General features: G+C 69.9%; 22 protein-coding genes. 11 read left to right on the top strand and 11 right to left on the bottom strand.

What is annotated here, in order from left to right:
• Window positions 1-9: 9 nt before the first annotated feature.
• Both ASD84_RS18695 and ASD84_RS18690 read right to left on the bottom strand, forming a co-directional pair.
• Window positions 10-2,055, bottom strand: a complete 2,046-nt coding sequence (locus ASD84_RS18695) for a vWA domain-containing protein (RefSeq protein ID WP_056713607.1) — start codon at window positions 2,053-2,055, stop codon at window positions 10-12.
• Window positions 2,048-3,496: an AAA family ATPase gene (locus tag ASD84_RS18690; protein ID WP_082573817.1), complete on the bottom strand. Its 1,449-nt coding sequence runs from the start codon at window positions 3,494-3,496 to the stop codon at window positions 2,048-2,050. Before ASD84_RS18690 ends, ASD84_RS18695 begins: the two co-directional genes overlap by 8 nt.
• A 62-nt stretch (window positions 3,497-3,558) precedes the next feature.
• Here ASD84_RS18690 and ASD84_RS18685 point away from each other — a divergent pair, with 62 nt between their 5' ends.
• A complete protein-coding gene (locus ASD84_RS18685) occupies window positions 3,559-4,386 on the top strand; it encodes an adenylate/guanylate cyclase domain-containing protein (protein WP_056713602.1) in 828 nt (275 codons plus the stop codon).
• A gap of 44 nt (window positions 4,387-4,430) precedes the next feature.
• Here the strand turns inward: ASD84_RS18685 and ASD84_RS18680 are convergent, their stop codons facing one another.
• From ASD84_RS18680 to mshB, 6 genes are read right to left on the bottom strand one after another with little or no spacing between them, the layout of a single operon-like run.
• Window positions 4,431-5,612: a lipid-transfer protein gene (locus tag ASD84_RS18680; protein WP_056713599.1), complete on the bottom strand. Its 1,182-nt coding sequence runs from the start codon at window positions 5,610-5,612 to the stop codon at window positions 4,431-4,433.
• The gene (locus ASD84_RS18675; protein WP_056713597.1) at window positions 5,612-6,106 is read right to left on the bottom strand and encodes a Zn-ribbon domain-containing OB-fold protein; all 495 of its coding nucleotides are present in this window, start codon (window positions 6,104-6,106) and stop codon (window positions 5,612-5,614) included. Before ASD84_RS18675 ends, ASD84_RS18680 begins: the two co-directional genes overlap by 1 nt.
• 37 nt (window positions 6,107-6,143) lie before the next feature.
• Window positions 6,144-6,728 carry a 2'-5' RNA ligase family protein gene (locus tag ASD84_RS25575; RefSeq protein WP_056713594.1) on the bottom strand — a complete coding sequence of 195 codons (585 nt, stop codon included), beginning with the start codon at window positions 6,726-6,728 and terminating at the stop codon, window positions 6,144-6,146.
• 52 nt (window positions 6,729-6,780) lie between these two features.
• Window positions 6,781-8,568, bottom strand: coding sequence for a VanW family protein (locus ASD84_RS18665; protein WP_056713592.1), 1,788 nt, complete (start codon window positions 8,566-8,568; stop codon window positions 6,781-6,783).
• Between the two features lie 10 nt (window positions 8,569-8,578).
• Entirely contained in the window at window positions 8,579-8,962 is a 384-nt protein-coding gene (locus tag ASD84_RS18660; RefSeq protein ID WP_156392100.1) for a hypothetical protein, read from the bottom strand.
• A complete protein-coding gene (gene mshB / locus ASD84_RS18655; protein WP_056714896.1) occupies window positions 8,959-9,882 on the bottom strand; it encodes an N-acetyl-1-D-myo-inositol-2-amino-2-deoxy-alpha-D-glucopyranoside deacetylase in 924 nt (307 codons plus the stop codon). Before mshB ends, ASD84_RS18660 begins: the two co-directional genes overlap by 4 nt.
• A 25-nt stretch (window positions 9,883-9,907) precedes the next feature.
• Between mshB and ASD84_RS18650 the strand changes: the two genes are divergently transcribed.
• Window positions 9,908-10,939 carry a hypothetical protein gene (locus ASD84_RS18650; protein WP_056713589.1) on the top strand — a complete coding sequence of 344 codons (1,032 nt, stop codon included), beginning with the start codon at window positions 9,908-9,910 and terminating at the stop codon, window positions 10,937-10,939.
• 17 nt (window positions 10,940-10,956) lie between these two features.
• Here the strand turns inward: ASD84_RS18650 and ASD84_RS18645 are convergent, their stop codons facing one another.
• The gene (locus ASD84_RS18645) at window positions 10,957-11,253 is read right to left on the bottom strand and encodes a hypothetical protein (protein ID WP_056713586.1); all 297 of its coding nucleotides are present in this window, start codon (window positions 11,251-11,253) and stop codon (window positions 10,957-10,959) included.
• Window positions 11,254-11,293: 40 nt separating this feature from the next.
• Between ASD84_RS18645 and ASD84_RS18640 the strand changes: the two genes are divergently transcribed.
• From ASD84_RS18640 to ASD84_RS18620, 5 genes are read left to right on the top strand one after another with little or no spacing between them, the layout of a single operon-like run.
• Window positions 11,294-12,334: a hypothetical protein gene (locus tag ASD84_RS18640; protein WP_056713583.1), complete on the top strand. Its 1,041-nt coding sequence runs from the start codon at window positions 11,294-11,296 to the stop codon at window positions 12,332-12,334.
• Window positions 12,335-12,374: 40 nt separating this feature from the next.
• Entirely contained in the window at window positions 12,375-13,448 is a 1,074-nt protein-coding gene (locus ASD84_RS18635; protein ID WP_056713579.1) for an acetamidase/formamidase family protein, read from the top strand.
• Window positions 13,448-14,614 carry an amidase gene (locus ASD84_RS18630; RefSeq protein ID WP_056713576.1) on the top strand — a complete coding sequence of 389 codons (1,167 nt, stop codon included), beginning with the start codon at window positions 13,448-13,450 and terminating at the stop codon, window positions 14,612-14,614. Before ASD84_RS18635 ends, ASD84_RS18630 begins: the two co-directional genes overlap by 1 nt.
• 37 nt (window positions 14,615-14,651) lie before the next feature.
• Window positions 14,652-15,239: a hypothetical protein gene (locus ASD84_RS18625; protein WP_056713573.1), complete on the top strand. Its 588-nt coding sequence runs from the start codon at window positions 14,652-14,654 to the stop codon at window positions 15,237-15,239.
• A gap of 48 nt (window positions 15,240-15,287) precedes the next feature.
• Window positions 15,288-15,857 carry a hypothetical protein gene (locus ASD84_RS18620; RefSeq protein ID WP_056713571.1) on the top strand — a complete coding sequence of 190 codons (570 nt, stop codon included), beginning with the start codon at window positions 15,288-15,290 and terminating at the stop codon, window positions 15,855-15,857.
• A gap of 10 nt (window positions 15,858-15,867) precedes the next feature.
• Here ASD84_RS18620 and ASD84_RS18615 read toward each other — a convergent pair whose 3' ends face one another.
• Window positions 15,868-16,275 (bottom strand): DUF6281 family protein, encoded by a 408-nt coding sequence (locus ASD84_RS18615; RefSeq protein WP_156392098.1) that lies wholly within the window; start codon window positions 16,273-16,275, stop codon window positions 15,868-15,870.
• 50 nt (window positions 16,276-16,325) lie between these two features.
• A complete protein-coding gene (locus ASD84_RS18610; RefSeq protein ID WP_200954635.1) occupies window positions 16,326-17,762 on the bottom strand; it encodes a hypothetical protein in 1,437 nt (478 codons plus the stop codon).
• Window positions 17,763-17,953: 191 nt separating this feature from the next.
• Here ASD84_RS18610 and ASD84_RS18605 point away from each other — a divergent pair, with 191 nt between their 5' ends.
• From ASD84_RS18605 to pucL, 4 genes are all read left to right on the top strand, one after another.
• A complete protein-coding gene (locus tag ASD84_RS18605; protein ID WP_056713565.1) occupies window positions 17,954-19,264 on the top strand; it encodes an adenylate/guanylate cyclase domain-containing protein in 1,311 nt (436 codons plus the stop codon).
• A gap of 95 nt (window positions 19,265-19,359) precedes the next feature.
• The gene (gene uraD / locus ASD84_RS18600) at window positions 19,360-19,890 is read left to right on the top strand and encodes a 2-oxo-4-hydroxy-4-carboxy-5-ureidoimidazoline decarboxylase (RefSeq protein ID WP_056713564.1); all 531 of its coding nucleotides are present in this window, start codon (window positions 19,360-19,362) and stop codon (window positions 19,888-19,890) included.
• A complete protein-coding gene (uraH, locus tag ASD84_RS18595) occupies window positions 19,887-20,204 on the top strand; it encodes a hydroxyisourate hydrolase (protein WP_056713562.1) in 318 nt (105 codons plus the stop codon). The genes uraD and uraH overlap by 4 nt, the downstream gene beginning before the upstream one ends.
• Complete coding sequence (gene pucL, locus ASD84_RS18590; RefSeq protein ID WP_056713560.1) at window positions 20,204-21,091, top strand: factor-independent urate hydroxylase; 888 nt, start codon at window positions 20,204-20,206, stop codon at window positions 21,089-21,091. Before uraH ends, pucL begins: the two co-directional genes overlap by 1 nt.

The following is a 21,091-nucleotide window of genomic DNA, read 5'->3' as shown; positions in this document are numbered from 1 at the left end:
AGAAATGACTCAGCCGGCCCAGAATCCACGTGAGCCGAAGAAGTCGCGATAAGTGCCCGGGCCGCCAGCGGCCCGGGCACCGCGTCGTGACCCGAGGTACGAACCGACGACCGCGGCCCCGAGGTCGCCCTCTTCGGGAGCGATGACCGACCCGTCCACGCGACGGGCCATCGACTCGATGAAGCGGGCCAGCCCGGGGTCCTCGCCGAGCCGGAAGAAGGTGGTCTGGGCGCCGAGCCGCTGCGCGTTGTCGAGCTCGCGGACCGCCAGCGCGATCGTCATCGGGTGCGGCGGGTAGGAGAAGAAGATGTCGCCGCTCGACTCGAGGTGGGAGGTGGGCTCGCCGTCGGTGACGATGAGCAGCACGGGCTGGGCGTTCGGGTGCTTGCGGAAGTGCCGGTTGGCCAGCAGCAGGGCGTGATGGAGGTTGGTGCCCTTGGCCCACTTCGCGTCCAGCGCCGTGAGCTGCTCGATCTGCATGGTCTCGGCGTGCCGCCCGAAGCCGATCAGCTCGAGGCTGTCACCGCGGAACCGCGACCCGATCAGGGTGTGCAGGGCCAGCGCGGTCTGCTTCATCGGCACCCAGCGACCGTCCATCGCCATCGAGAACGACGTGTCGACGCACAGCGCCACGGCCGCCTGCGTGCGGGCCTCGGTCTCGGAGACCTCGACGTCCTCGATCGACAGGCGGATCGCTGGCCCGGAGGTTTCGAGGCTCGCTGGCGCTCGCACCTCAACCACCGAGGCGCGCCTGATGACACCGTTGAGCATCGTGCGCGGGATGTCCCACGGCTCGGTGTCACCGAAGGCCCACGGTCGCGTCGCGCCGGACAGCTCGCCGGCAGCACCTGCCTGGCGCAGGTCGCGTTGGCCCTGTCGCCCGGACAGCTTCTGCGCGACGTCGCGCAGCAGGGCCTTGCCGAGCTGGCGCATCGCCTTCGGCGTCAGCCGCAGCTCGCCGTCGAAGCTCCGCTCCATGGCACCCGACTGGCGCAGCGCCTGCTCGAGCTCCTTCAGCTTGCGCGCGTCGACCGCCGCCTCGTTGCCGAGCTGCCGCGCGAGCTTGTCGAGGTCGATGTCGTCGAGCCGCGCGCCGCCGTACCCCTGGGAGAGCTGGTCGGCCAGGGCGTCGAGGTCGGCGAGGTCCTGGAGGACGCCGGTGCCGTCACCCAGCCCGAGGCCGTTCCCCCCTTCACCGAACTGCTCCGATCCTCCCCAGTCCTCGCCGGGCCGCAGGTCCATCAGGTTCTGGTCGAGGCGGTCGAGCTGGTCCATCAGCGCGGGTGACCCGAAGGCCTGCGCGGAGAGCTGCATGAGCTCGTCGCGCTGCTCGGGTGTCATCGAGTTGAGCATCCGCTGGGCGGCGGCCGACCGCTGGGCGAGCGTGTCCAGGAGCTCGTCGATCGACTGCGGGTCCTCCGGGAAGTGCTCTCCGTGCTTGTCCATGAACTCCTGGAAGTCCTCAGGAGTGTCCTCGCCGGCAGCGTGCTTCTCGAGCAGGTCGTTGAGGTCCGACAGCATCTCGTTGATCGCCTGCCGGTCCTGCTCGGTGGCGTTCTCGAGGGTCTGCTTCATCCCGGCGAACCGCTGGTCCAGCAGCTCGCGGCCCAGCAGGTCCTTGATCTGCTCGAAGGCCTCGCGGGCCTCGCTGGACTGCCAGTCATAGTCACCGAGCTCGGTGACCGCTGCTGCCGGTGAGTCCGGCAGGTCCTGCAGGCGCATCTCGCGGAAGGCCCGGTCGCCGTCGTCCATCATGGCGTCGCGGGCGAGCTGCTTGCGCTCCTCGAGGACTGCCTTCTCCAGCAGCTCGCGGACCTCCTGCAGGGTGCCGTCAAGGTTGTTGCGCTGCAACAGGTCGCGGCGGCGCTCGGCCACCCGGCGGGCGAGGTCGTCCAGCCCGGACTGGTCCCGGCCGCCACGTCGCAGGAACTCCCGCATCGCCCGTTCGGGGCTGTAGCCGGCCATCACGTCCTCGCCGATCGCGTCGAGCGCCTCGGCGATGTCGACCGGCGGGGCGAGGGGGTCGCCGCCGCCGTACCGCAGGTACCTAGCCATAGACGGTCTCGCTGCCGGACGTCCCGATCTGGGTGTCCTTGCCGATCTTGCGGGCCAGGAAGAGCCCCTCGAGGGCCAGCTCGATGGCGGCAGCCCGCTCGCCGTCCGTCGTACCGCTGCCGGCGCCGTTGACGCGATCGCACACCTGGTCGTAGAGGTCCGACTCCCCCAGCACCGGCAGGCCGACCAGCAGGTCCCGCGCACCGATCCGCTCGCCGGTCGTCACGGTGGCGCCGTCCTCGATGGCGCTGACGAGGAGGGCGAGGTCGAGGCCGCGGAACTTCTCCCGCACCGTCTCGGCAGTCGCGGTGCGGAGCAGGTGGGTCAGGATCTCGGTCTCCCGGCCCTCCTCACCCGACTCGAACTCGATCTTCCCGCCGAGCACGTCGACCGCGGTCTCCAGGTCGACGACCCGGGCCACCGCGTGGTCCTCCCCCTCGATGGTCGCCCTGCGCAGCGCGGCAGCGGCGATGGTCTCGGCACCGGCGATGGCGAAGCGGGCCGAGACGCCGGAGCGCTGGTCGACAGCGCTGGAGTCGCGCAGGTTGCGGGTGAAGCGGGCCAGGATCTCCACGAGGAACCCGGGGACGATGACCTGGTCGGCGAGCAGGTCGGCCTCCTGCTGGATCACCGCGATCTCGGCGGCGAGCTCCTTCGGGTAGTGCGTACGGATCTCGGCGCCGAACCGGTCCTTGAGGGGCGTGATGATCCGGCCGCGGTTGGTGTAGTCCTCGGGGTTCGCCGAGGCCACGACGAACACGTCCAGCGGCAGCCGGAGGACGTAACCGCGGATCTGGATGTCACGCTCCTCCATCACGTTGAGCATCGCGACCTGGATCCGCTCGGCGAGGTCGGGCAGCTCGTTGATCGCGACGATGCCCCGGTGGGACCGGGGAATCAGGCCGAAGTGGATGGTCTCGGGGTCGCCGAGCGACCGCCCCTCAGCGACCTTCATCGGGTCGACGTCACCGATCAGGTCGGCGACGCTGGTGTCGGGCGTGGCCAGCTTCTCGGCGTACCTCTCGTCACGATGGCGCCAGGTCACGGGCAGCGCGTCCCCGAGGTCGGCAGCGCGGCGTCGCGACGCCACCGTGATCGGCTCGTACGGGTGCTCCCCGAGGTCGGCGCCCTCGATGACCGGCGTCCACTCGTCGAGCAGGCCGACCAGCGTGCGCAGCAGCCGGGTCTTGCCCTGGCCCCGCTCCCCGAGCAGGACCATGTCGTGCCCGGCGATGATCGCGCGCTCGAGCTGGGGAATGACCGTGTCCTCGAAGCCGTGCAGGCCGGGCCACGGGTCCTCGCCGGCCCGGAGCCGGGCCAGCAGGTTCTCGCGGAGCTCGGCACGGAGCGACTTCTGGACGTGGCCGGAGGCGCGCAGCTCGCCGAGGGTCGCGATGGTGGGAACCGGGCCGGTGGCCTGCAGGGAGGAGACAGTGGTCACCGTCTCACGCTACTGGCGCCGAACAACGGCGGCGAGGGTTCCGGTGCCTCTAGGCTCCCCCTGTGGCCATCGTCCTGGGGATTCTCTGCGTCGTGCTCCTCGTGCTGGTGGTCGCCTTCGCCCGCAGCCGGGCCAGTCTGCAGACCCAGCTCGCCGACGCGCAGCACCACATCACCCAGCTCGAGTCCGACCTCGACGCCGCGCTCCGGCCGCCGCCGCCCAGCAGCTCGACCGAGCGCGCGATGCGGCGGGTCCTGCGCACGGCGTCCCGGGTGCGGGTGCACGGCATCAGCGGTCTGATCCAGAGCACGGTCGAGGACCTGCAGAACTGGGCCAGCGACGACACCCGCGCCGACATCCTCAACATGGCGGCCTCCGACGGCACCGTCACGTTGTTCTTCTCCGACATCCAGGACTCGACTCCCCTGAACGACCGGCTCGGCGACGCGGCATGGGTGAAGGTCCTCGCGGCGCACGACCGGGTGCTGAGGACCCGGATCGAGCAGTACCGCGGCCAGGTGGTCAAGACCGCCGGGGACGGCTACATGGTGACCTTCCGCGACGCCGAGGCCGCGTGCCGGGCAGCGCTCGCCATCCAGCGCGACCTCCCGCGCGATGCCACGCTGCGCCGGTACGGCGGCATCCACATCCGGATCGGCATCCACACCGGCCAGGTGGTCGCCCTCGACGGCGACTACTTCGGCCGCAACGTGGCGATGGCCGCGCGCGTGGCCGACCTGGCCCGCGGTGACGAGATCCTCGCCACCGACGCCGTACGCGAGGCGCTCGACGACGACGCCGCCCTCGAGCTCGAGGAGCTCGAAGCGGTCCAGCTCAAGGGCCTGACCGGCGAGCACGTCATCTGGCGGATCCTGCCGCCCGCGGCTTAGCGTCTCGACACGCCTCGCCTGGCGGCTCGGCTACTCGACGACCTTTACGTGGAGAGCAGCACCGAGGAGCCGTGGCCGAAGAGGCCCTGGTTCGCCGTGATGCCGACCTTCGCGCCCTCGACCTGCCGGCCGGTCGCCTGGCCGCGCAGCTGCCAGGTCAGCTCGCAGACCTGGGCGATCGCCTGGGCGGGGACTGCCTCGCCGAAGCACGCGAGACCCCCGGACGGATTGACCGGGATCCGGCCACCGATCGTGGTGTCACCGGCCCGCAGCAGGATCTCGGCCTCGCCCGGCTTGCAGAGCTGCAGGTCCTCGATCCAGTCGAGCTCCAGGGCCGTGGACAGGTCGTAGACCTCGGCCACGTCGACGTCCTCGGGACCGATCCCGGCCTCCTCGTAGGCGGCCTGGCCGATCGCTTCCTTGAACGTGCGCTCCGGAACGCCGGTCAGGGCCGACGAGTCGGTCGACAGGAGCGGCATGTCGATGACGGTGTTCGGGAAGGTCGGCGTGACGGTCGAGACCGCGGCGACCTTCACCGGTGACGCGATGCCGTGCTTCTTCGCGTAGTCCGCGCTGACCAGCACGACCGCGGCCGCACCGTCGGAGGTGGCGCAGATGTCGAGCAGGTGCAGCGGGTCCGAGACCACCGGCGAGGCCAGCACGTCGGCGATGGTCGCCTCCTTGCGGAACCGCGCGTTCGGGTTCTCCAGGCCGTGGCGGGCGTTCTTCACCTTCACGGCAGCGAAGTCCTCGCTGGTCGCGCCGTACAGGTCCATCCGGCGACGCGCGTAGAGCGCGAAGTACGCCGGGTTGGTCATGCCGAGCAGCCGGAACCGCAGCCAGTCCGGGTCGTCCCAGCGCTCACCGGCGTTCGGGGCCAGGAAGCCCTTCGGCGTGGTGTCGGCACCGACCACCAGAGCGACCTCGCACAGACCCGCCATGATCCGGGTGCGCGCGGTGTCGATGGCCTGGGCGCCCGTGGCGCACGCGGCGTACGACGTCGCGATCCGGGCGCCGTTCCAGCCGAGCGCCTGGGCGAACGTCGAGCCGGCGACGTACCCGGCGTAGCCGTTGCGCACGGTCTCGCCACCGACGACGAAGTCGACGTCGGCCCACGCGACGCCCGCGTCCCTGAGCGCGGCCCGGGCCGCGTGCACGCCGTACTCGGTGAAGTTCTTGCCCCACTTGCCCCAGGGGTGCATGCCTGCACCAGCGATGACGACCATCAGTTCTCCTCGGTGGTTGAGGTGCGAGCGGAGCGAGCCTCGAAACCAACCGGCTTCCAGCGGTAGATGGTGCGCTCACCGGTCTCGTCGGTGTGCAGGGTCTCGACGACGAGCTCCACCTCGGCGCCCACGGCGAGGTCGGCGACGCCGTAGCCGTCGGCCACCTGGCCCAGGATCACCAGGCCCTCGGGGAGCTCGACGGCTGCCAGCGCGAACGGCTGGTACGGGTCGGTGGCCGGGACGTACGGCGCCGGCGGCTGGTACTGAGCGTCGGTGTAGGACCACACCGTGCCACGACGCGAGAGCTCGACGGCGTCGTACTCGTCGCCGTCGCAGGCGGGGTTGCGGCAGTAGAACGCCGCGGCCCCTGCGGCCGTGGACACCGGCGGGAACACCACGTTGCTGCAGCGGGTGCACCGCGACGCGAGCAGCCGGGGCTCCTCACCAGTGGTGAACCAGCCGTCGATGACGGGGCTGACGGGCGTGGCAGTCACGAGCGACCGGCCTCCTGAACTAGAACGTGTTCTTATTCTAGCGGGTCTCGACAGGCTCGACCACCGGCGTCCCACTCGACAGCGGGATCGGAATCCACTCCACGACCTCGCTGACCGGCTCGCCCCTGAACCAGCGGATCCGGAGCAGCGCCACTTCGACCGCGGTCCACGAAACGCCCACCCAGTCATCCAGACCACTCAGAGCGGAGGCGACCCGTGAACCCGGCTGCTGCTGTTCCATCGTCGCAATGACCGCGACCGGCCGGTAGGCCCTGCGGTCGACGTACACGTGAACCCGCTCGGCGCACTTGCCGACAGCACGGGCGACGTGCGCAAGTCCGTCCAGGTCTCCCCCGATGCCCACGACGACCTCGCCGTTGGGCTCCAGCCGTATCCCCGACCAGTACACCTCGGGCAGGACGTCGACACCCTGCCACGCCTCGAAGTTGTCGCCCAGCCGCACGGTGTCCTGCGCGGAAAGGTTCCCCAAACCGGCGATGGGCAGGTCGAGGCGATCGCTGGGCGACGGGCGCACTCCGGGAAGCAGGGCGACCCGGCCTGAGATCGCGCGCAGCTCCTCGACCGCCTCCTCAGGCGGTACGAATGCCGCTCGTAGCATCATCGCAATCCCTCCACCAGCCCCCATCGGCCCGATGTGGAGGATCTGAAGGAAACTACTCCCCCGGCTCGGGATCCTCGGGAGGCGGCGGACCCGGCTTCTTGCACACGACGGTGTCGGCCGGGGTGTAGTCGGTGTGGAACTTCTCGGTGTGGTCGATCGCGGACTGACCGTGCTTGCGGAAGATCCGGGTCACGTCGATCTGGAACCCGGAGGAGCCAATGTGTTCCTCGCAGTCCGGCGTGGTGAGGGTCCGGGTCGCGGGCGGGACGTAGCCGTAGCGCTCCGAGCTCTTCGACTTGATGTCCCAGACCTTCGTCGACCACATCTGCACGGTGACGACGCCCTGGGAGGAGTAGTTGCTGGGCTGCACCCAGGCGCGCACCAGGACGCCGTACGGGCTGTCGTTCTCGAAGGACATGTCGACGGTGGGCCACGCGACGGTTGCCTCGCGACCCGCCGGGTAGCGGTCGATGTAGAACGAGTGCGGCTTGTGCTCGATGTCCTTGAGGCCGGCGTAGAACATGGCGTTGAAGGTGGTCGTGGCGAGCTGCGACACCCCGCCACCGAGGTCCTTCTTGAGGATGCCGTTGCTGATGACGTAGCCCTCGGTGAATCCGTTCTCGGCGGTGCGCTCCCCCACGATGCCGTTGAGGGAGAACCGCTCACCCGGCTTGAGCACGGTGCCGTCGATCAGCTCCGCGGCGCGGCCGATGTTCACGTTGCGGTAGTCGGCGTGGGGGTAGTAGGTCACCCACTGTGAGACCTTCTCGACGATCTTGAGGTCCTTGGCGTCCTGCGTCGTGAACTCGGCGTCGGTCACCTCGGCCTTGACCTCGCCGCTGCGGGAACCCTCGGGAGCGGTCAGCAGGCCCTCGAACACGGCGGCGACGTCGGCCGGCTCGAAGGAGACGCCTGGCTTGGCCGGCACCACCTTCGGCTTGTTCTTCACCAGCTTCACGGTCGCGTCGACCGGCTTGCCCGTGGTGGTGGCGTCCTCGACGAGCCTGGTCAGCACTGCCTGGTCGATCACCGGGACGAGCTCACCGTTCTCCGGCTTCATCGAGAGCGCCGCGGCGAAGCGGCGCGGCTCCAGCCGGATGTCGTTGTCGCCGAAGACGAGCGTGACGGCGTTGGCCATCGCGGGGTTGGCGAAGGACTCGGCAGCCTCGGCCACGTCCGACGCGTCGATCTCGGGCTGGGCGTCGGCCACCTGCAGGGACACGGACTTCTCGCCCGCCAGGTAGGCGTCGATGATCGCGGTGCGTGCAGCGTCGCTGTCGACGGCCTTGCCTGCCTGCGGTTCGACGGTCTCGACGCCATCGGCGGTGAACGTGACCTGGCCGTCCTTCGGCGGGGTGCCGAGGCCCTTCGACAGCTCGTCGAGCTTCGCGTCGAACAGTCGGTCGTCCACGGTGACCACGGCGTCGACGTCGGTGCCTCCGGTGAAGTAGTCCCACTGGCGTCCCGGGCTCAGGCTCGAGCCAGCACCGGCCGCGTCGACCGACGCGGCGTAGTCCACGCGCAGGCCGATGTCACCGGGCTCGACCGCAGCGCCGTTGCCCTGGTCCGCCGTGCTGGACGCCGCTTCGACCGAGACGTCGATGGACGCGTCGGCCCGCGGGTCGAAGACGGACGAGAGCTTCTCGATGGCAGCGCTGCGGCTGAGGCCACCCACGTCGACACCCGAGATGGAGGTGCCGCGCGGCACCTTGTCCCCGGCAACTGCGTAGGCACCGGCGTACCCGCCACCGACGAGGACGAGGAGTCCGGCGACGACGACCGCCACGACCTTGCCGCCGGCGCGCTCGCTCTTGCCGTCGGTGGGCTCCCAGTTCGTCACGCGCGCCAGTCTAGGGAGCGGTACCCGACGGGCCTGAATCGCGAACGGCCCCGCGCGGAGCGACCAGACCGACGAATCCCGCGCCGAACACGGCGATCCCGGCACCGAGCAACAGGTAGCCGTCGAGGTCGCCGGACACGACGAAGTCCCCCTCTGCGCGCTCGGGAGTCACCAGCACGAGGACGGCCACCCAGCCGAGGGAGAAGGACAGGCGCGACCACCAGCCCGCCGGCAGTGCCACGAGCGTTGCGGCTGTTGCGGCCAGGCCGAGCGCAAGGCCCCAGGCGTAGTCGTGCACCGCGACCGCGCAGAGGGAGACGCCGAAGCCGAGCAGCGCGCAGGGCACCGCCAGCAACGCCCGCCCCCACACCGGCAGGGCTCCTCCGGGGGTCACTCTGCGGAGACGCCTGCGAACAGGTCGGTCTCCCAGCCGTTGTCGGCCACTTCGCCCGCGACGCCCTTGACGAGACGGAACTGCTCACGCCCGAAGGCCTGGGCGCCCATGTTGTTGGACAAGGCGAAGAACGGTCCGTCGGTCGTGATCTGGGTGGCGTGGGCACGCAGTGCGTCGAGCTTGCGCTCGACGTAGTCGCCCGCGTCGACCTCGCAGTCGATGTCCTCGTCCGGGCGGAACATCGGGGGCAGCGGCCCGTCGGGGTCCATGCCCTCGAAGGTGGTCGTGTCGCCGGCAGCGCGCAACGAGCGCAGGCCCTCGCGGATCCGGCTCTCCGCCATCGCGCCCCAGTAGATCTTCTCGATGTCCCAGGCCGCCCCCAGGTCGCGTCGGTACGACGGCACGGCCGCCAGCTGCGCGCCGTACATCGCGACCCGGTGGGCCTGGATGTGGTCGGGATGGCCGTAGCCACCGAACTCGTCGTAGGCCACCATCACCTGCGGCCGCACCTCGCGGATGACCGCAGCGAGCTGGGTGGCGGCCTCGGTGAGGTCCGCGTGCCAGAAGGCGTTGTCGTGGATGTCGTCGGCGGCAACCGCGTGCCCGTCCTCGTGCCACTTCATCCCGGAGTCGCGATAGGTACCGAAACCCCCGAGGAACCGGTGGTCGGTGACGCCCAGCGCGACCATGGCGGCAGCCAGCTCGCCCTTGCGGTGCTCACCGAGACCGTCCTCCTGGTCAGCGGCCAGGTGCACCAGGCCGGGCACCAGGATCTCGCCCATCTCGCCGGCCGTGCAGGTGACCAGGGTGACGCCGCGACCTTCGGCGACGTACTTCGCCATCGTCGCCCCCTGACCGATCGACTCGTCGTCGGGATGCGCGTGGACGAGGAGCAGCCGGTGGGCCGGTGTTTCACTCATGGTCTGGAGCGTAATGATGGATGCCATGAGTTCCACGCCCGGGCGCTTCGTGACCGTCTCTGCAACGATCGTTCTCGTGGCCGCGGGCCTCGGCGGGTGCGGTCTTCTGGACGGCAGCTCGCGGGTCCAGGAGTCCCTCGACTACCTGCCGGCCAAGTCGACGAGCCTGGTCTTCGTCGACAGCGCCGCCATCGCCGAGCGACTGGGCGTGGACGACCTCGAGACCGGCGCGTCCGAGGCTGACCTCGACCGCTGGGCCGAGGCTTCACAGGACGAGGCGTACGGCTCCGAGCTCCGCAACTGGACGCGGGTCATGCAGGAGGCCGCGTTCAGCGAGTTCGACGTCGAGTGGGAGGCAACCGCGACCTACGAGGACGGCCTTGTCCGGGTGACCAAGCTCAACGATGACGCCGACTTCGACGCCATCGCCGACGACCTCGAGGACGCCGGCTACGAGCGTTCCGGCGAAGGCGACGCCAGCGTCTTCCGGGGCGACCTGAGCTCAGCGGACGCGACGACCGGCCTCTTCGGCGGCCGCTATCCGAACACCCTGCTCAACCTGGCACTCGTGCCCGACGAGCACCTGATCGTGACCGGCGACGTCAGCGAGGGTCTCGACGTGATCAACGAGGACGAGGACTCCCTCGCCGACTCGGGCAGGTTCGACGACCTGCTGGACGCCGCGCCCGGCCAGGACGACCTCGAGTTCGCCGCCCTCGACCTCGACCCGCCCTGCGGACTTCGCAACGTCTCGCCCGAGCAGCAGGAACAGCTCTTCGGCGGCCTCGGGCACCCGCGCCGGACGGGCTACTTCGCCGTGCCCGAGGAGCGGTTGAAGGTCGTGCGGCTCTTCCTGGACGAGGAGGCGGCCGCGGACGACGAGAACGGCCTGGTGACCTTTCTCGACGGTCCCGCTGCGCAGACCGGACTGGACGCCGACATCGATGTCTCGGCCGACGGCGACTCCGTCGTCGCCGAGGCCGACTTCGACGACCGCCAGGCGATCACGCAGGCCTGGAGCCGGGGCGAGGGACCGTTCGCCTGCGCGGCTGAGTGACACGTCGGGAGTGAGGCTCAGTCCGGACGCTTGATCCGCTTCGGCTGGTCCGGCAGGGGCAGCACGAATCCAGCCTTCGTGGGCGGTTCGGCGGGCGCGGAGTCCTCGTCGTCGTAGTCCAGCCAGCCGTCGTACATCTCGACGAGCATGTCGAGCTGGATCTCCGGAGCGTCGGTGACCACGGCCCACGGGTGGGCTTCCTCGTCGTCCTCGCCAGCGAGACGCTCGCGGACGACCTCGGCTGAATAGCCGCCACGGACCAGCACGAGCGCGGCGGACCGCGCGTGCTCCTCCTCGAAGAAGATGCCCCTCACGTGCCCATCATGGCGCAGTGGTTCGGCTAGGTTGACCGCCGTGGCCGGACTTCACCTGACCCGCACCGCGGAGAACGGCGCCGAGATCGAGGCGCTCGCCTCGGCCCTGGCGGCTGACGGTGGTGGCCGGGTCGGCCTCGCCGGCATGGTGCCGGACCTGACGGGGCGGCTGCGGCGCACGTTCGCCCCGACTCCCCGGCTGCTCGGCCTCAAGGTCAGCAGGGCCTACACCTGGGAAGCCGCGGACCGCCGCGATCCGGAGTGGTGGCCCCAGGGCATCACCACGTCCGCGCTGACCGGCTTCAAGGAGAAGTACGGCCACGACCTCCTCGCCTCCTCGTGGTACTCCAAGGGCGTCGCCGGTTCCCGGATCAGCATCATCGACCTCGAGCGGCGGCGGTACGGCCACGTGCTCCTGGTGACGCCCACGCTCGTCGACGGCGTACCCGGCTTCAAGCCGCTGAAGGTGCACGCCGGCGGCATCGTGTGGCTCGGCGACCACCTGCACGTCGCGGGGACGGGCCGCGGCTTCTTCAGCTGCCGCCTCGAGGACCTGCTCCGCGTTCCGGCGGGGTCGTCGTACGAAACCCATGGGCACCGCTACGTCCTGCCGGTCCGGTTCGCCCACCGGGGCAGTGCGGACGAGGGCCAGTCGAAGCTGCGGTTCTCCTTCTTCACCGTCGACCGGAGCACGACGGAGCCGACCCTCGTCGTCGGCGAGTACGGCTCGCGCAAGCAGTCCCGCCGGATGGCCCGCTTCGCACTCGACCCGGCAACGGGCCTGGTCGCCGCCGACGCGGAGGGGATCGCCCGGCCGGTGATCGACGACCGCGGACAGGCCCGGATGCAGGGGGTGTCCGTCGTCGACGGGGTCTACTACGTGACGTCCTCGCGGAGCGGCTACCTCCCCGGGTCGGTCTTCGTGGGTGCGCCGGGGGCGTTCCGCGAACACCGCTTCGCGACGGCGATCGGGCCGGAGGACCTGGTGTGGTGGCCTGAGACGGAGCGCTTCTGGTCGGTCACCGAGCATCCGCGCCGACGCTGGATCTTCGCGATGAAACGCTCCAGCCTGCCGGGCTGAACGCCCCTTCTTGAAACACGAGGGCCCTAGGGTGCGAGGCATGATCCTGCAGCCCGGGACCGGCCCGATCCGGGCCACGTCCTACCTCCCCGCGGACCCGGACACGGTCCTGTGGGGGCGGCTGCCGTGTGCGGCTGACGCACCGGTGCTGACCGTCGACCCGGGCACCGAGGTCACCTTCGACACGATCAGCCACGAGGGGATCCTCGAGGACCAGGGGCGGGATCCGCGCAGGTTCTTCGGCAGCCATGGCGTGCCCGAGGACGGGGTGCTCTCCGACGCGGTCGCCCTTGCCGCGTCGTCGGTCTCACATGCGGCAGGGGTCGACGGACCTCACGTCGTGTCGCGACCCGTGGGTGTCTCGGGTGCCCGGGTGGGCGACCTGCTCGCGATGACCGTGGTCGAGACGCTGCCGCGAGTGCCGTACGGCGTGGTGTCCAACCGCCATGGCCGCGGGGCACTGCCGGACGAGTTCCCGGCCTCCGGGGAGACCGTCTCGGTGTTCACGCGGGTGTCCGACGACGGCTCCTGTGGCCTGCTGCCGTTGGTCGAGGGTGGCGACCCGGTCGTGTCGTTCCCGCTCGCTCCGTTCCTCGGGATCATGGGCGTCGCCACGGCGGCTTCGGAGCGTCCCCATTCCGTCCCTCCCGGCGCCTACGGCGGCAACCTCGACATCAACCTGCTCACGGTGGGCGCGACCCTCTACCTGCCGGTCCAGGTCGACGGTGCGTTGGCATACGTCGGCGACCCGCACTTCGCGCAGGGCGACGGCGAGGTGTCCCTGACCGCACTCGAGGCGTCCCTGCGCGCAACGGTGCGGTTGGACGTGGTGCCTCGCGAGGACGCGCTGCGGCGCTTCGGTGACCTGGTCGGGCCGCTCGCCGAGACTCATGAGCACCTGGTGCCCACCGGGCTGGACCCCGACCTCGACGTGGCCGTGCAGAACTGCGTGCGGGCAGCGATCGCTCTGCTCGGGGCCCGCCACGGCATGGCCCCCCACCTGGCGTACGCCTACCTCAGCGCCGCGACCGACTTCGACATCTCGCAGGTCGTCGACGTGGTGAAGGGCGTGCACGCACGGATCCGGAAGAGCGACTTCCCGGAGGTGTCGTGATGGCTGGCTCGTCGGGTGAGGCGTGGGACGAGCGGGTGTGGCGGGTCGTGGGCTCCCCACTGGTCGCCGGTGCTCCTGACGGGCCCCTGGCCGGCGAGACGGTCGCCGTCAAGGACCTGTACGACGTCGCGGGGTTTGCCATCGGTGCAGGAAATCCCGCGTGGCTGGCTTCGTCGTCCCCTGCGGCCGTTTCTGCTCCGGTCGTGTCGGCGCTGCTGGCTGCTGGCGCGGCGGTACGCGGCATCAGCCGGACCGACGAGTTCGCGTACTCGCTCGCCGGCACCAACGCCCACTACGGGACCCCGCCGAACCCGGCCGCCCCGGGCCGGGTGCCCGGAGGCTCGTCGTCGGGGTCGGCGGCCGCGGTCGCGCTCGGCGAGGCGTCGATCGGGCTCGGCACCGACACGGGCGGCTCGATCCGGGTCCCGGCGGCCTACCAGGGCCTGTTCGGCATCCGGACCACCCACGACGTCGTACGACGGGACGGGCTGCTGCCTCTGGCACCGTCCTTCGACGCGGTGGGGTGGCTGACCCGCTCTCCCGCGTTGTTGGCTCGGGTGGGTGAGGTTCTGCTGCCGGGGTCGACGACCGCTGCGGATCGGCGACTTGTCACCGTGCCTTCGCTGATCACCCTGGCCGACCCCGACGTGGCAGCCTCGATCGCTGGCTGGCAACCGGACCTGGGGTTGCGGTTGCCGGAGGCCTGGCCACTGGACGACCTGCCTGTCTGGCGAGAGGCGTTCGTGACGCTCCAGGCGTGGGAGGCGTGGCAGGCCCACGGCGGCTGGCTCGAAGGGCGCCTCGACACCTTGGGCGCGGACGTCCGGGGACGCTTCGAGCGGGCCCGTCTGGTCACGGCGAGCGAGGCTTCGTCGGCTCGACGGGTCGTCGCTGCGGCGCGGGAGCTGATTCGCGACCTGGTGGCCGACCGGATCGTCGTACTGCCCGCAGCACCCACCGTGGCACCTGAGCTGGGCAGTCGGTTGACCGAGCGGCTGCAGGCCGCGCGCGAGGCCACGCTCGCCCTCACCTGCCTGGCCGGGATCGGTGGACTGCCGGCGGTCACGGTGCCGCTGACCACCGCGAGCGGGCTGCCGTGCGGGCTGTGTCTGGTCGCTGCGCCGGGGCGGGACAAGGACCTGCTCGACCTCGTCAACCAGATGTAGGCGCTCCGCGTCCAACAGGTGTCCAGAGGAGGACACCATGAACACTTCCCAGCACATCCGGCGCATCGTGCGCCTGCTCGTTCTCGCACTCGCCCTCTCGGTGAGCATCGCGCCGCTCGGGGCGGTCACCTCGACGCCGACGGCCTCAGCATCTGCGTGTGCGGCGCAGTGGGGGTCGCTCGCGAAGGCACGGTCGTCGTACTCCAGCAAGCAGATCACGAACGTACGGTCCGGTCGGCACGCCTGCTTCGACAGGCTGGTGATCGACGTCAACGCCAGGGGCAGGGGCGCGCCCGGATACGTGGTCAAGTACGTCAAAGCGGTCACCATGGACGCGTCCGGCGCACCCGTTCCGCTCCGGGGTGGCGCCCGGTTGCAGATCATCGTCAGGGCGCCGGCGTACGACGCCAACGGCAAGCTCACCTACCGGCCAGCCAACCGACGCGAACTCGTCGATGTCGCCGGCTACCGGACCTTCCGCCAGGTCGCCTGGGCGGGCACCTTCGAGGGGCAGACCACGATCGGGCTCGGCGTGCGGGCGAGGCTGCCGATGCGCGTCTTCGTCCTGAGCACCTCCGGGGGTGGGCACCGGCTCGTCGTGGACGTGGCGCACCGCTGGTACTGAGCGGCTGAGCGCCCGCGGGCCACGCGAGGCTCCTGACAAGATGCCGCCATGGCTCGCCGTCTGCTCGTCCTGCTCGCGACCCTCGTTGCCATGTGCGCCGGATGCTCGACGTCAACCGAGGGCGACGACCGGAGACCCGAGACCGATCGCGAGGGGAGCAGCTCTCCGGTCGCACCGGAACGCTTCACGATCGCGCCTGACGACTACCACGTGCCGTACGCGGGAACGGCCGAGGACGGACGCAAGTTCTTCCTGAGCGACGAGCTCTTCGAGTTCGACTCAGCGACTGAGAGCAGCGCCGGTTACGTGGGTCTCTTCCTCTGGAATGCGGATGGGAGTTTCTCAGAGATTCGCGTCGACAGGGTGTCGCGCGCGGATGGGGTGCCACCCGGCCAGGCAGCCAGCGCGGACGCAGACGACCTCATCGAGAAGAGGCTCGCAGAGCTCGGTGACTACGAGCTCGAGCCGATCACCGTCGAGCCGTTCCTCCGGACGATTGACCACGTGGAGTTTGGTTGGGCAGTGTCAGAGTTCGAGGGCGACTACTCGATCAACATCGAGCCCGGCAACTTCATCGCGTACTACGAGCCTTGGGACGGGCTCGAGTACGACACGTGAGGGGAAGGCCTCATGACTCAGCGCTGGCGAGCTCCTGCAGGAGACGCTCGGCTTCCTGGTCGGAAACTGAGTCGGCGACGAACACGGCGAACGAATCGTCATCGAAGCGAGTGCCCACCACCTGATCGGTCGAGTACCCCTCGAACGACCACACCGTCATCTGCGTCGGCTCCCCCGAAAAGACCGACCCCTTCGGGTCACAGCCGGTGTCCTGGCACTCGGCCACGTCGGCCTTCGCGAACCTGGTCGCGGCACGTTCTGTGAAGCCATGGGACGTGTACACGCGCTCGCCGATCCGGACCTGGCTGGAGCAGTCGGCAGTTGAGGGCTCGCACGCGTCACCGGAGCACCCGCCCAGCACGACAACGGCAGCACACACGGCGCCGGCGACGGCCACTCGGATGAGTTTGATCTGCACGACCATGGGCGTTCGACGGCTGTCGCACGCGAGCGGTTCCACGCGCCCGGTTATGCCGCGGCAAGCCTGAGCGCGAAGAACTCACCTGCAGTGATCACCGTGGTGCCGTGGGTGGTGACGAGACGGTGCAGTCCGTGGGGCGTACGCCAGATCCAGCGGTCGGGTCCGAGCTGATGGACCGAATAGCCGGCATGCGTTTTGGCGCGATGGTGATGTCGCCGGAGCGGGGTGTCGTTGTGATCCCCGGTCTGCCCGGATGGGCCGTTCTTGTCGTACGGCACCGTGTGGTCGTGATCGGGTGGTCGACCGGTCCTGGTGAACAGGCCGACGGCGTGGGGGAAGACGTCTCCGAGGGTGCGGAGCTCGGTGCGGGTCTTGACGTCGGTGGGGTGTTCGTAACCGTTGACCGAGCGCCCGGTGTGCAGGTCGATGACCGGGGTGACGGTGACGTTGGCGTGCCGGCGGAGCAGGTCGCGGACCTGGGACAGGAGTCTCGGGCCGAGGCCTTCGACGCGGGCCACGGGGCCGAGGGCACCGGTGTCGGGGTCCTGGGCGACGTGCACGACCACCGTCGCAGTCGGGCCGGCCGCCGGCGTTGCGGCCGGGCTGGCTGCAGGTGCCTCGGGGGCTTCGGGTGTCTCGGTGGATTCGTCGGTGGGTGCGTCGGCGGTCTGTTCGGTTTCGCCGCGGAGGAAGGCCAGGACGGCGGCGGGGTCGGCGAGCATCGCGAAAGCTTCGGCACGCCAGTGGTCCATCGACAACGGCTCCTCGCCCTCAACCGGGGCCGGGGCGTTCGCAGCCAGAGCCTGGGCGAGCTCCTCGATGAACTCGCGGTGCGCTTCGAGGTCGACCTCATCGATCCGCGCGAACACCGAACCCACACCGGCCGTTTCGCCCTCGACCGAGTCGCCGGGCTTGGGGCGCGAGTGCCACACACCCTTACGAGCGCGGTTCGCATCGATCCGCTCCCGGTGCCCGACCGGGTCGGCCTCGATGATCTTGGCTTCAGCGATCTCCAGGATCCGTGCCGGCGCCTCATCGAGCGCCGCAGCGACCGCGACATCCACGAGCGCGACCTGTTCGAGGGTGAGCTTGCGGGACATCGCGGCGACCTTGGTGCCGACCCAGGTCTCGCAACGCAACGCCTGCAACCCGGCCCACACCAAGGGGAGCCGGTGGCGCAGGTCGAACGCATCGGCCAATCGGCGCCGGGTGGTGAACACCGACTCCCGGCGAGCGATCGCCATCTCCACCAGAGCCAGGTCCGAGACCTTCGGAGTGCCCTCCCCACCCCAGGAGATCAACCGCGGGCCGCCGTACCGGACCGGGACCGCATTCGGTTCGTCCTGCGGGTCACCCGAGAACCAATCAGCCCACGCCAGCAGGACCTGGAGCTTCTCGACCTCGGCTTCACGGCTCTTGAGCAGCACGTCGTCAGCCGTCTGGAGCAACTGCTCCGGCGACATCCCCGCGAGACCCGAGATCATACATAGATGATACCGAACAGGCGTTCGAAAAGCAAGGATCTGCAGACGCTTTCTCCCATGTCCGCGCGGCGACAACGTCGACATGCCTGGCGAAGCCACCTGAAACGATGGTTTCGCCCAAGCGTCGATGGGAGGATCTTGTCCTCAGGCCGTCGGCGATCCAGTCGCAGCGACCGGGGACAGGAGGCAGGGTGCGGATCGCGGAGCTCCTACCCACGGACGGCGCAGCGACGCTGGCGCGACACGGACCCCTCGGGCGGTTCGACGCGCCCGTGGAGACGGCGTACCGGGCCTGGTACATCCAACGGTTCTGCCCGCTCGGCAGGGCGATGGGCTGGGCCTCGATCCTGGCCTGGGTCGTCAACCCGTTGATCCTGATCCTGTACATGGACACGGAGCACTCAGCTGCGGTGCTGGTCATCTGCTGGGGGATCAACATCCCTGCCCTGCTCGTCGGCATCACCTACCTCCGGCGACCGGAGCCGAGACTGGCGATCCTCGTCGGTACGACGCTGGTCATCCTGACCGCGGTCACCACCATCGCCGTGCTGCTGCCATGGGTGCCGAGGCTCGAACCGACGGGCTTCGCCATGGCCGCGACGTTCTTCGGACTGCTGGCACCACTCGTCCAGCTGCCGTTCCGCTCCACCCTCCTCACCGGTCTCGTCATCACCACGGCTGGCGAGCTGAGCGTCTTCCTCACGGCCGAACGCACCGACCAGAACGTAGTCCTCGCCCTGGTCTTCATCGTGCTCGCCGCACTGCTGGTGGGACCGGCCATGGCGTTCGCGAACGAACGCGACCTGCGGACGCGGTACGTCGGCGAGCACCTCCTGGCGTACCAACGTCGCCTGATCCGCCGCTACGTCCCCGACTCGGTGGTCTCCCGGATCGAGCTCGGCGACACGTCGGTCGACGAGCCGCAACGGCGCCGGATCACCGTGTTCTCCTCCGACGTCGTCGGATTCACCGCGATGGCTGACCGGATCGACCCCGAGGCCCTCGCCCACATCATCAATGACTACCTCGGCGCCGTCTCCGACCTCGTCGAACGTCACGGCGGCACCGTCACCGAGTTCGCCGGCGACGGCGTCATGGCCATCTTCGGCGCGCCCCAAGAGGTCGATCCCGTCGACCAGGTCCACTCGGCGGTCGCCGCAGCACGGGAGCTGCAGGCATCGCTGGCCGAGTGGAGCGCGGCCTGGTTCGCACACGGCATCGTGGAGCCGGCCAACGCGCGGATCGGGATCAACACCGGCGTCGTCTCGGTCGGCACCTTCGGATCGGCGCTCCGGGCGACGTACACCGGGATCGGGCTGCAGATGAACATCGCCGCCCGGGTGCAGGCCCAGGCAGAGCCCGGCGGCATCCTGCTCTCCAACACCAGCTGGCACCTCGTCAAGGACTCCGTGGCCTGCGAGCCGCGCGGCGAGGTGATGGTCAAGGGCGTGCACTTCCCGATCGAGCTGTACCAGCCACTCTCGAGCTCCTCACGCAATTGACCTCCCTGAAACGATTGTTTCGCGTGGCTGTCACAGGGAGGATCTAGTTTCAGGTCGTCGGCGATCCCGCCCGGCGGCCAGGGACAGGAGGCAGGGTGCGGATCGAGGAGTTCAATGCGTTGTCCGACGCTGAGGTCGCGGCCGCGCTGCGGGCCTGCGTGGACATCGACTCCTGGGTCACCGAGCTCGCCTCCGGTCGTCCGTACGACGACACGAGCCAGCTTCTCGACGCCGGTCGCGCCCAGGTAGTGGGGTGGGCGACGGCCGACGTCGAGGCCGCGCTGGCCGACCACCCGCGGATCGGCGAGCGAGCAGCCCCGGGCAGTGCGACCGCCGATCATTCGAAGAACGAGCAAGCAGGCGTCGATCCGGGCGACCGGGACCTCGCTGAACGCCTGCGCGACGGCAACGCGCGCTACGAGGAGCGGTTCGACCGGATCTACCTCGTGCGGGCGAAGGGGCGCAGCGGCGCGGAGATGCTGGCGCTGCTGGAGCAGCGCCTCGACAATGACCCCGTGACCGAGCTCGAGGTGACCCGACAGCAGCTGGGCGAGATCGCGCTGCTGCGCCTCGCCGACCTGATCGACGCCGACCTGATCGAGACCGACCTGGAGGTCGCACCGTGAGCACCTGCTCCACCCACGTGCTCGACGCTGCCCTCGGGCGACCGGCGGCCGGCATCGCCGTACTGCTGACCTCGGTGGAGGCCGCGATCGCCGAGGCGGTCACGGACGCCGACGGGCGGGTGCGGTTCGGGCAGGACCTCGCGCCCGGCGACTACCGACTGACCTTCGCGACGGGACCGTGGTTCGGCAAGCAACAGCGGAAGACCTTCTACCCCGGCGTGACGCTGCACTTCACTGTCGAGCCGGGCCAGGAGCACTACCACGTGGCCTTGCTGCTCAGTCCGTTCTCGTACACGACCTACCGGGGCAGCTGATGAGTGACGAGCAGAACGACTACGTGCTGTCCGACCTGCAGCACGGCAAGGCGGAGTGCCGGCTCGTGAAGGTCGACCGGACCGCCGGGGCGGACCACGTGCTCCACGACCTCAACGTCACCACCCAGCTGCGCGGAGACTTCGCGACGGCGTACACCGAGGGCGACAACGCCCACGTGCACGCGACCGACACCCAGAAGAACACCGTCTTCGCCCTGGCCCGCGAGCGTGGCGTCGAGACGCCGGAGCAGTTCCTGCTCGAGCTCGCCGACCACTGGCGCGCCCAGCCGTGGGTCACGGGCACCTGGTTCCACGCCGAGCAGTTCACCTGGGACCGGTTGCCTGCCAATGGGCACTCCTTCGTCCGCACCGGTGACTCCACCCGCACCGCCTGGGTGCAGACGTACGGCGACGAGACGTTCGTGCTGGCCGGACTCAGCGACCTGGTGCTGCTCAAGAGCACCGGCAGCGAGTTCCACGGCTTCCCCCGGGACCAGTACACCTCGCTCGGCGAGACCAATGACCGAATTCTCGCGACAAGCGTGACCGCGACCTGGCGTTATGCGACCTCGGACGTCGCCTGGGACACCGCGCACGCGACGATCCACGCAGCGATGACCGAGGCGTTCGCCAGCACGCACAGCCTCGCGCTGCAGCAGACGATCAACGCCATGGGCGCGGCCGCACTCGACGTCTGCCCCGAGGTCGCCGAGATCCGGATCGTGTGCCCCAACAAGCACCACTTCCTCGTCGACCTGGCGCCGTTCGGCCTCGACAATCCCGGCGAGGTGTTCTTCGCAGCCGACCGGCCCTACGGCCTGATCTCGGCGACCCTGTCCCGCAACGAGACCACCGAGCCGCGTGCCTGGGCCGGGATCGCGGGCTGA

Origin of the sequence: Nocardioides sp. Root682, assembly GCF_001427795.1 — a bacterium.
Lineage (GTDB): Bacteria > Actinomycetota > Actinomycetes > Propionibacteriales > Nocardioidaceae > Nocardioides.
This window is presented reverse-complemented; position numbering and strand designations above follow the sequence as displayed.

Excerpts from the sequence above, each read along its gene's own strand:
- ASD84_RS18695 (WP_056713607.1), bottom strand. The coding sequence starts at position 2,055 with ATGGCTAGGTACCTGCGGTACGGCGGCGGCGACCCCCTCGCCCCGCCG.
- ASD84_RS18680 (WP_056713599.1), bottom strand. The coding sequence starts at position 5,612 with ATGGTCGTCATCGCTGGTGCAGGCATGCACCCCTGGGGCAAGTGGGGC.
- ASD84_RS25575 (WP_056713594.1), bottom strand. The coding sequence starts at position 6,728 with ATGATGCTACGAGCGGCATTCGTACCGCCTGAGGAGGCGGTCGAGGAG.
- mshB (WP_056714896.1), bottom strand. The coding sequence starts at position 9,882 with ATGAGTGAAACACCGGCCCACCGGCTGCTCCTCGTCCACGCGCATCCC.
- ASD84_RS18650 (WP_056713589.1), top strand. The coding sequence starts at position 9,908 with ATGAGTTCCACGCCCGGGCGCTTCGTGACCGTCTCTGCAACGATCGTT.
- ASD84_RS18635 (WP_056713579.1), top strand. The coding sequence starts at position 12,375 with ATGATCCTGCAGCCCGGGACCGGCCCGATCCGGGCCACGTCCTACCTC.
- ASD84_RS18630 (WP_056713576.1), top strand. The coding sequence starts at position 13,448 with ATGGCTGGCTCGTCGGGTGAGGCGTGGGACGAGCGGGTGTGGCGGGTC.
- ASD84_RS18625 (WP_056713573.1), top strand. The coding sequence starts at position 14,652 with ATGAACACTTCCCAGCACATCCGGCGCATCGTGCGCCTGCTCGTTCTC.
- ASD84_RS18620 (WP_056713571.1), top strand. The coding sequence starts at position 15,288 with ATGGCTCGCCGTCTGCTCGTCCTGCTCGCGACCCTCGTTGCCATGTGC.
- ASD84_RS18610 (WP_200954635.1), bottom strand. The coding sequence starts at position 17,762 with ATGATCTCGGGTCTCGCGGGGATGTCGCCGGAGCAGTTGCTCCAGACG.
- pucL (WP_056713560.1), top strand. The coding sequence starts at position 20,204 with ATGAGTGACGAGCAGAACGACTACGTGCTGTCCGACCTGCAGCACGGC.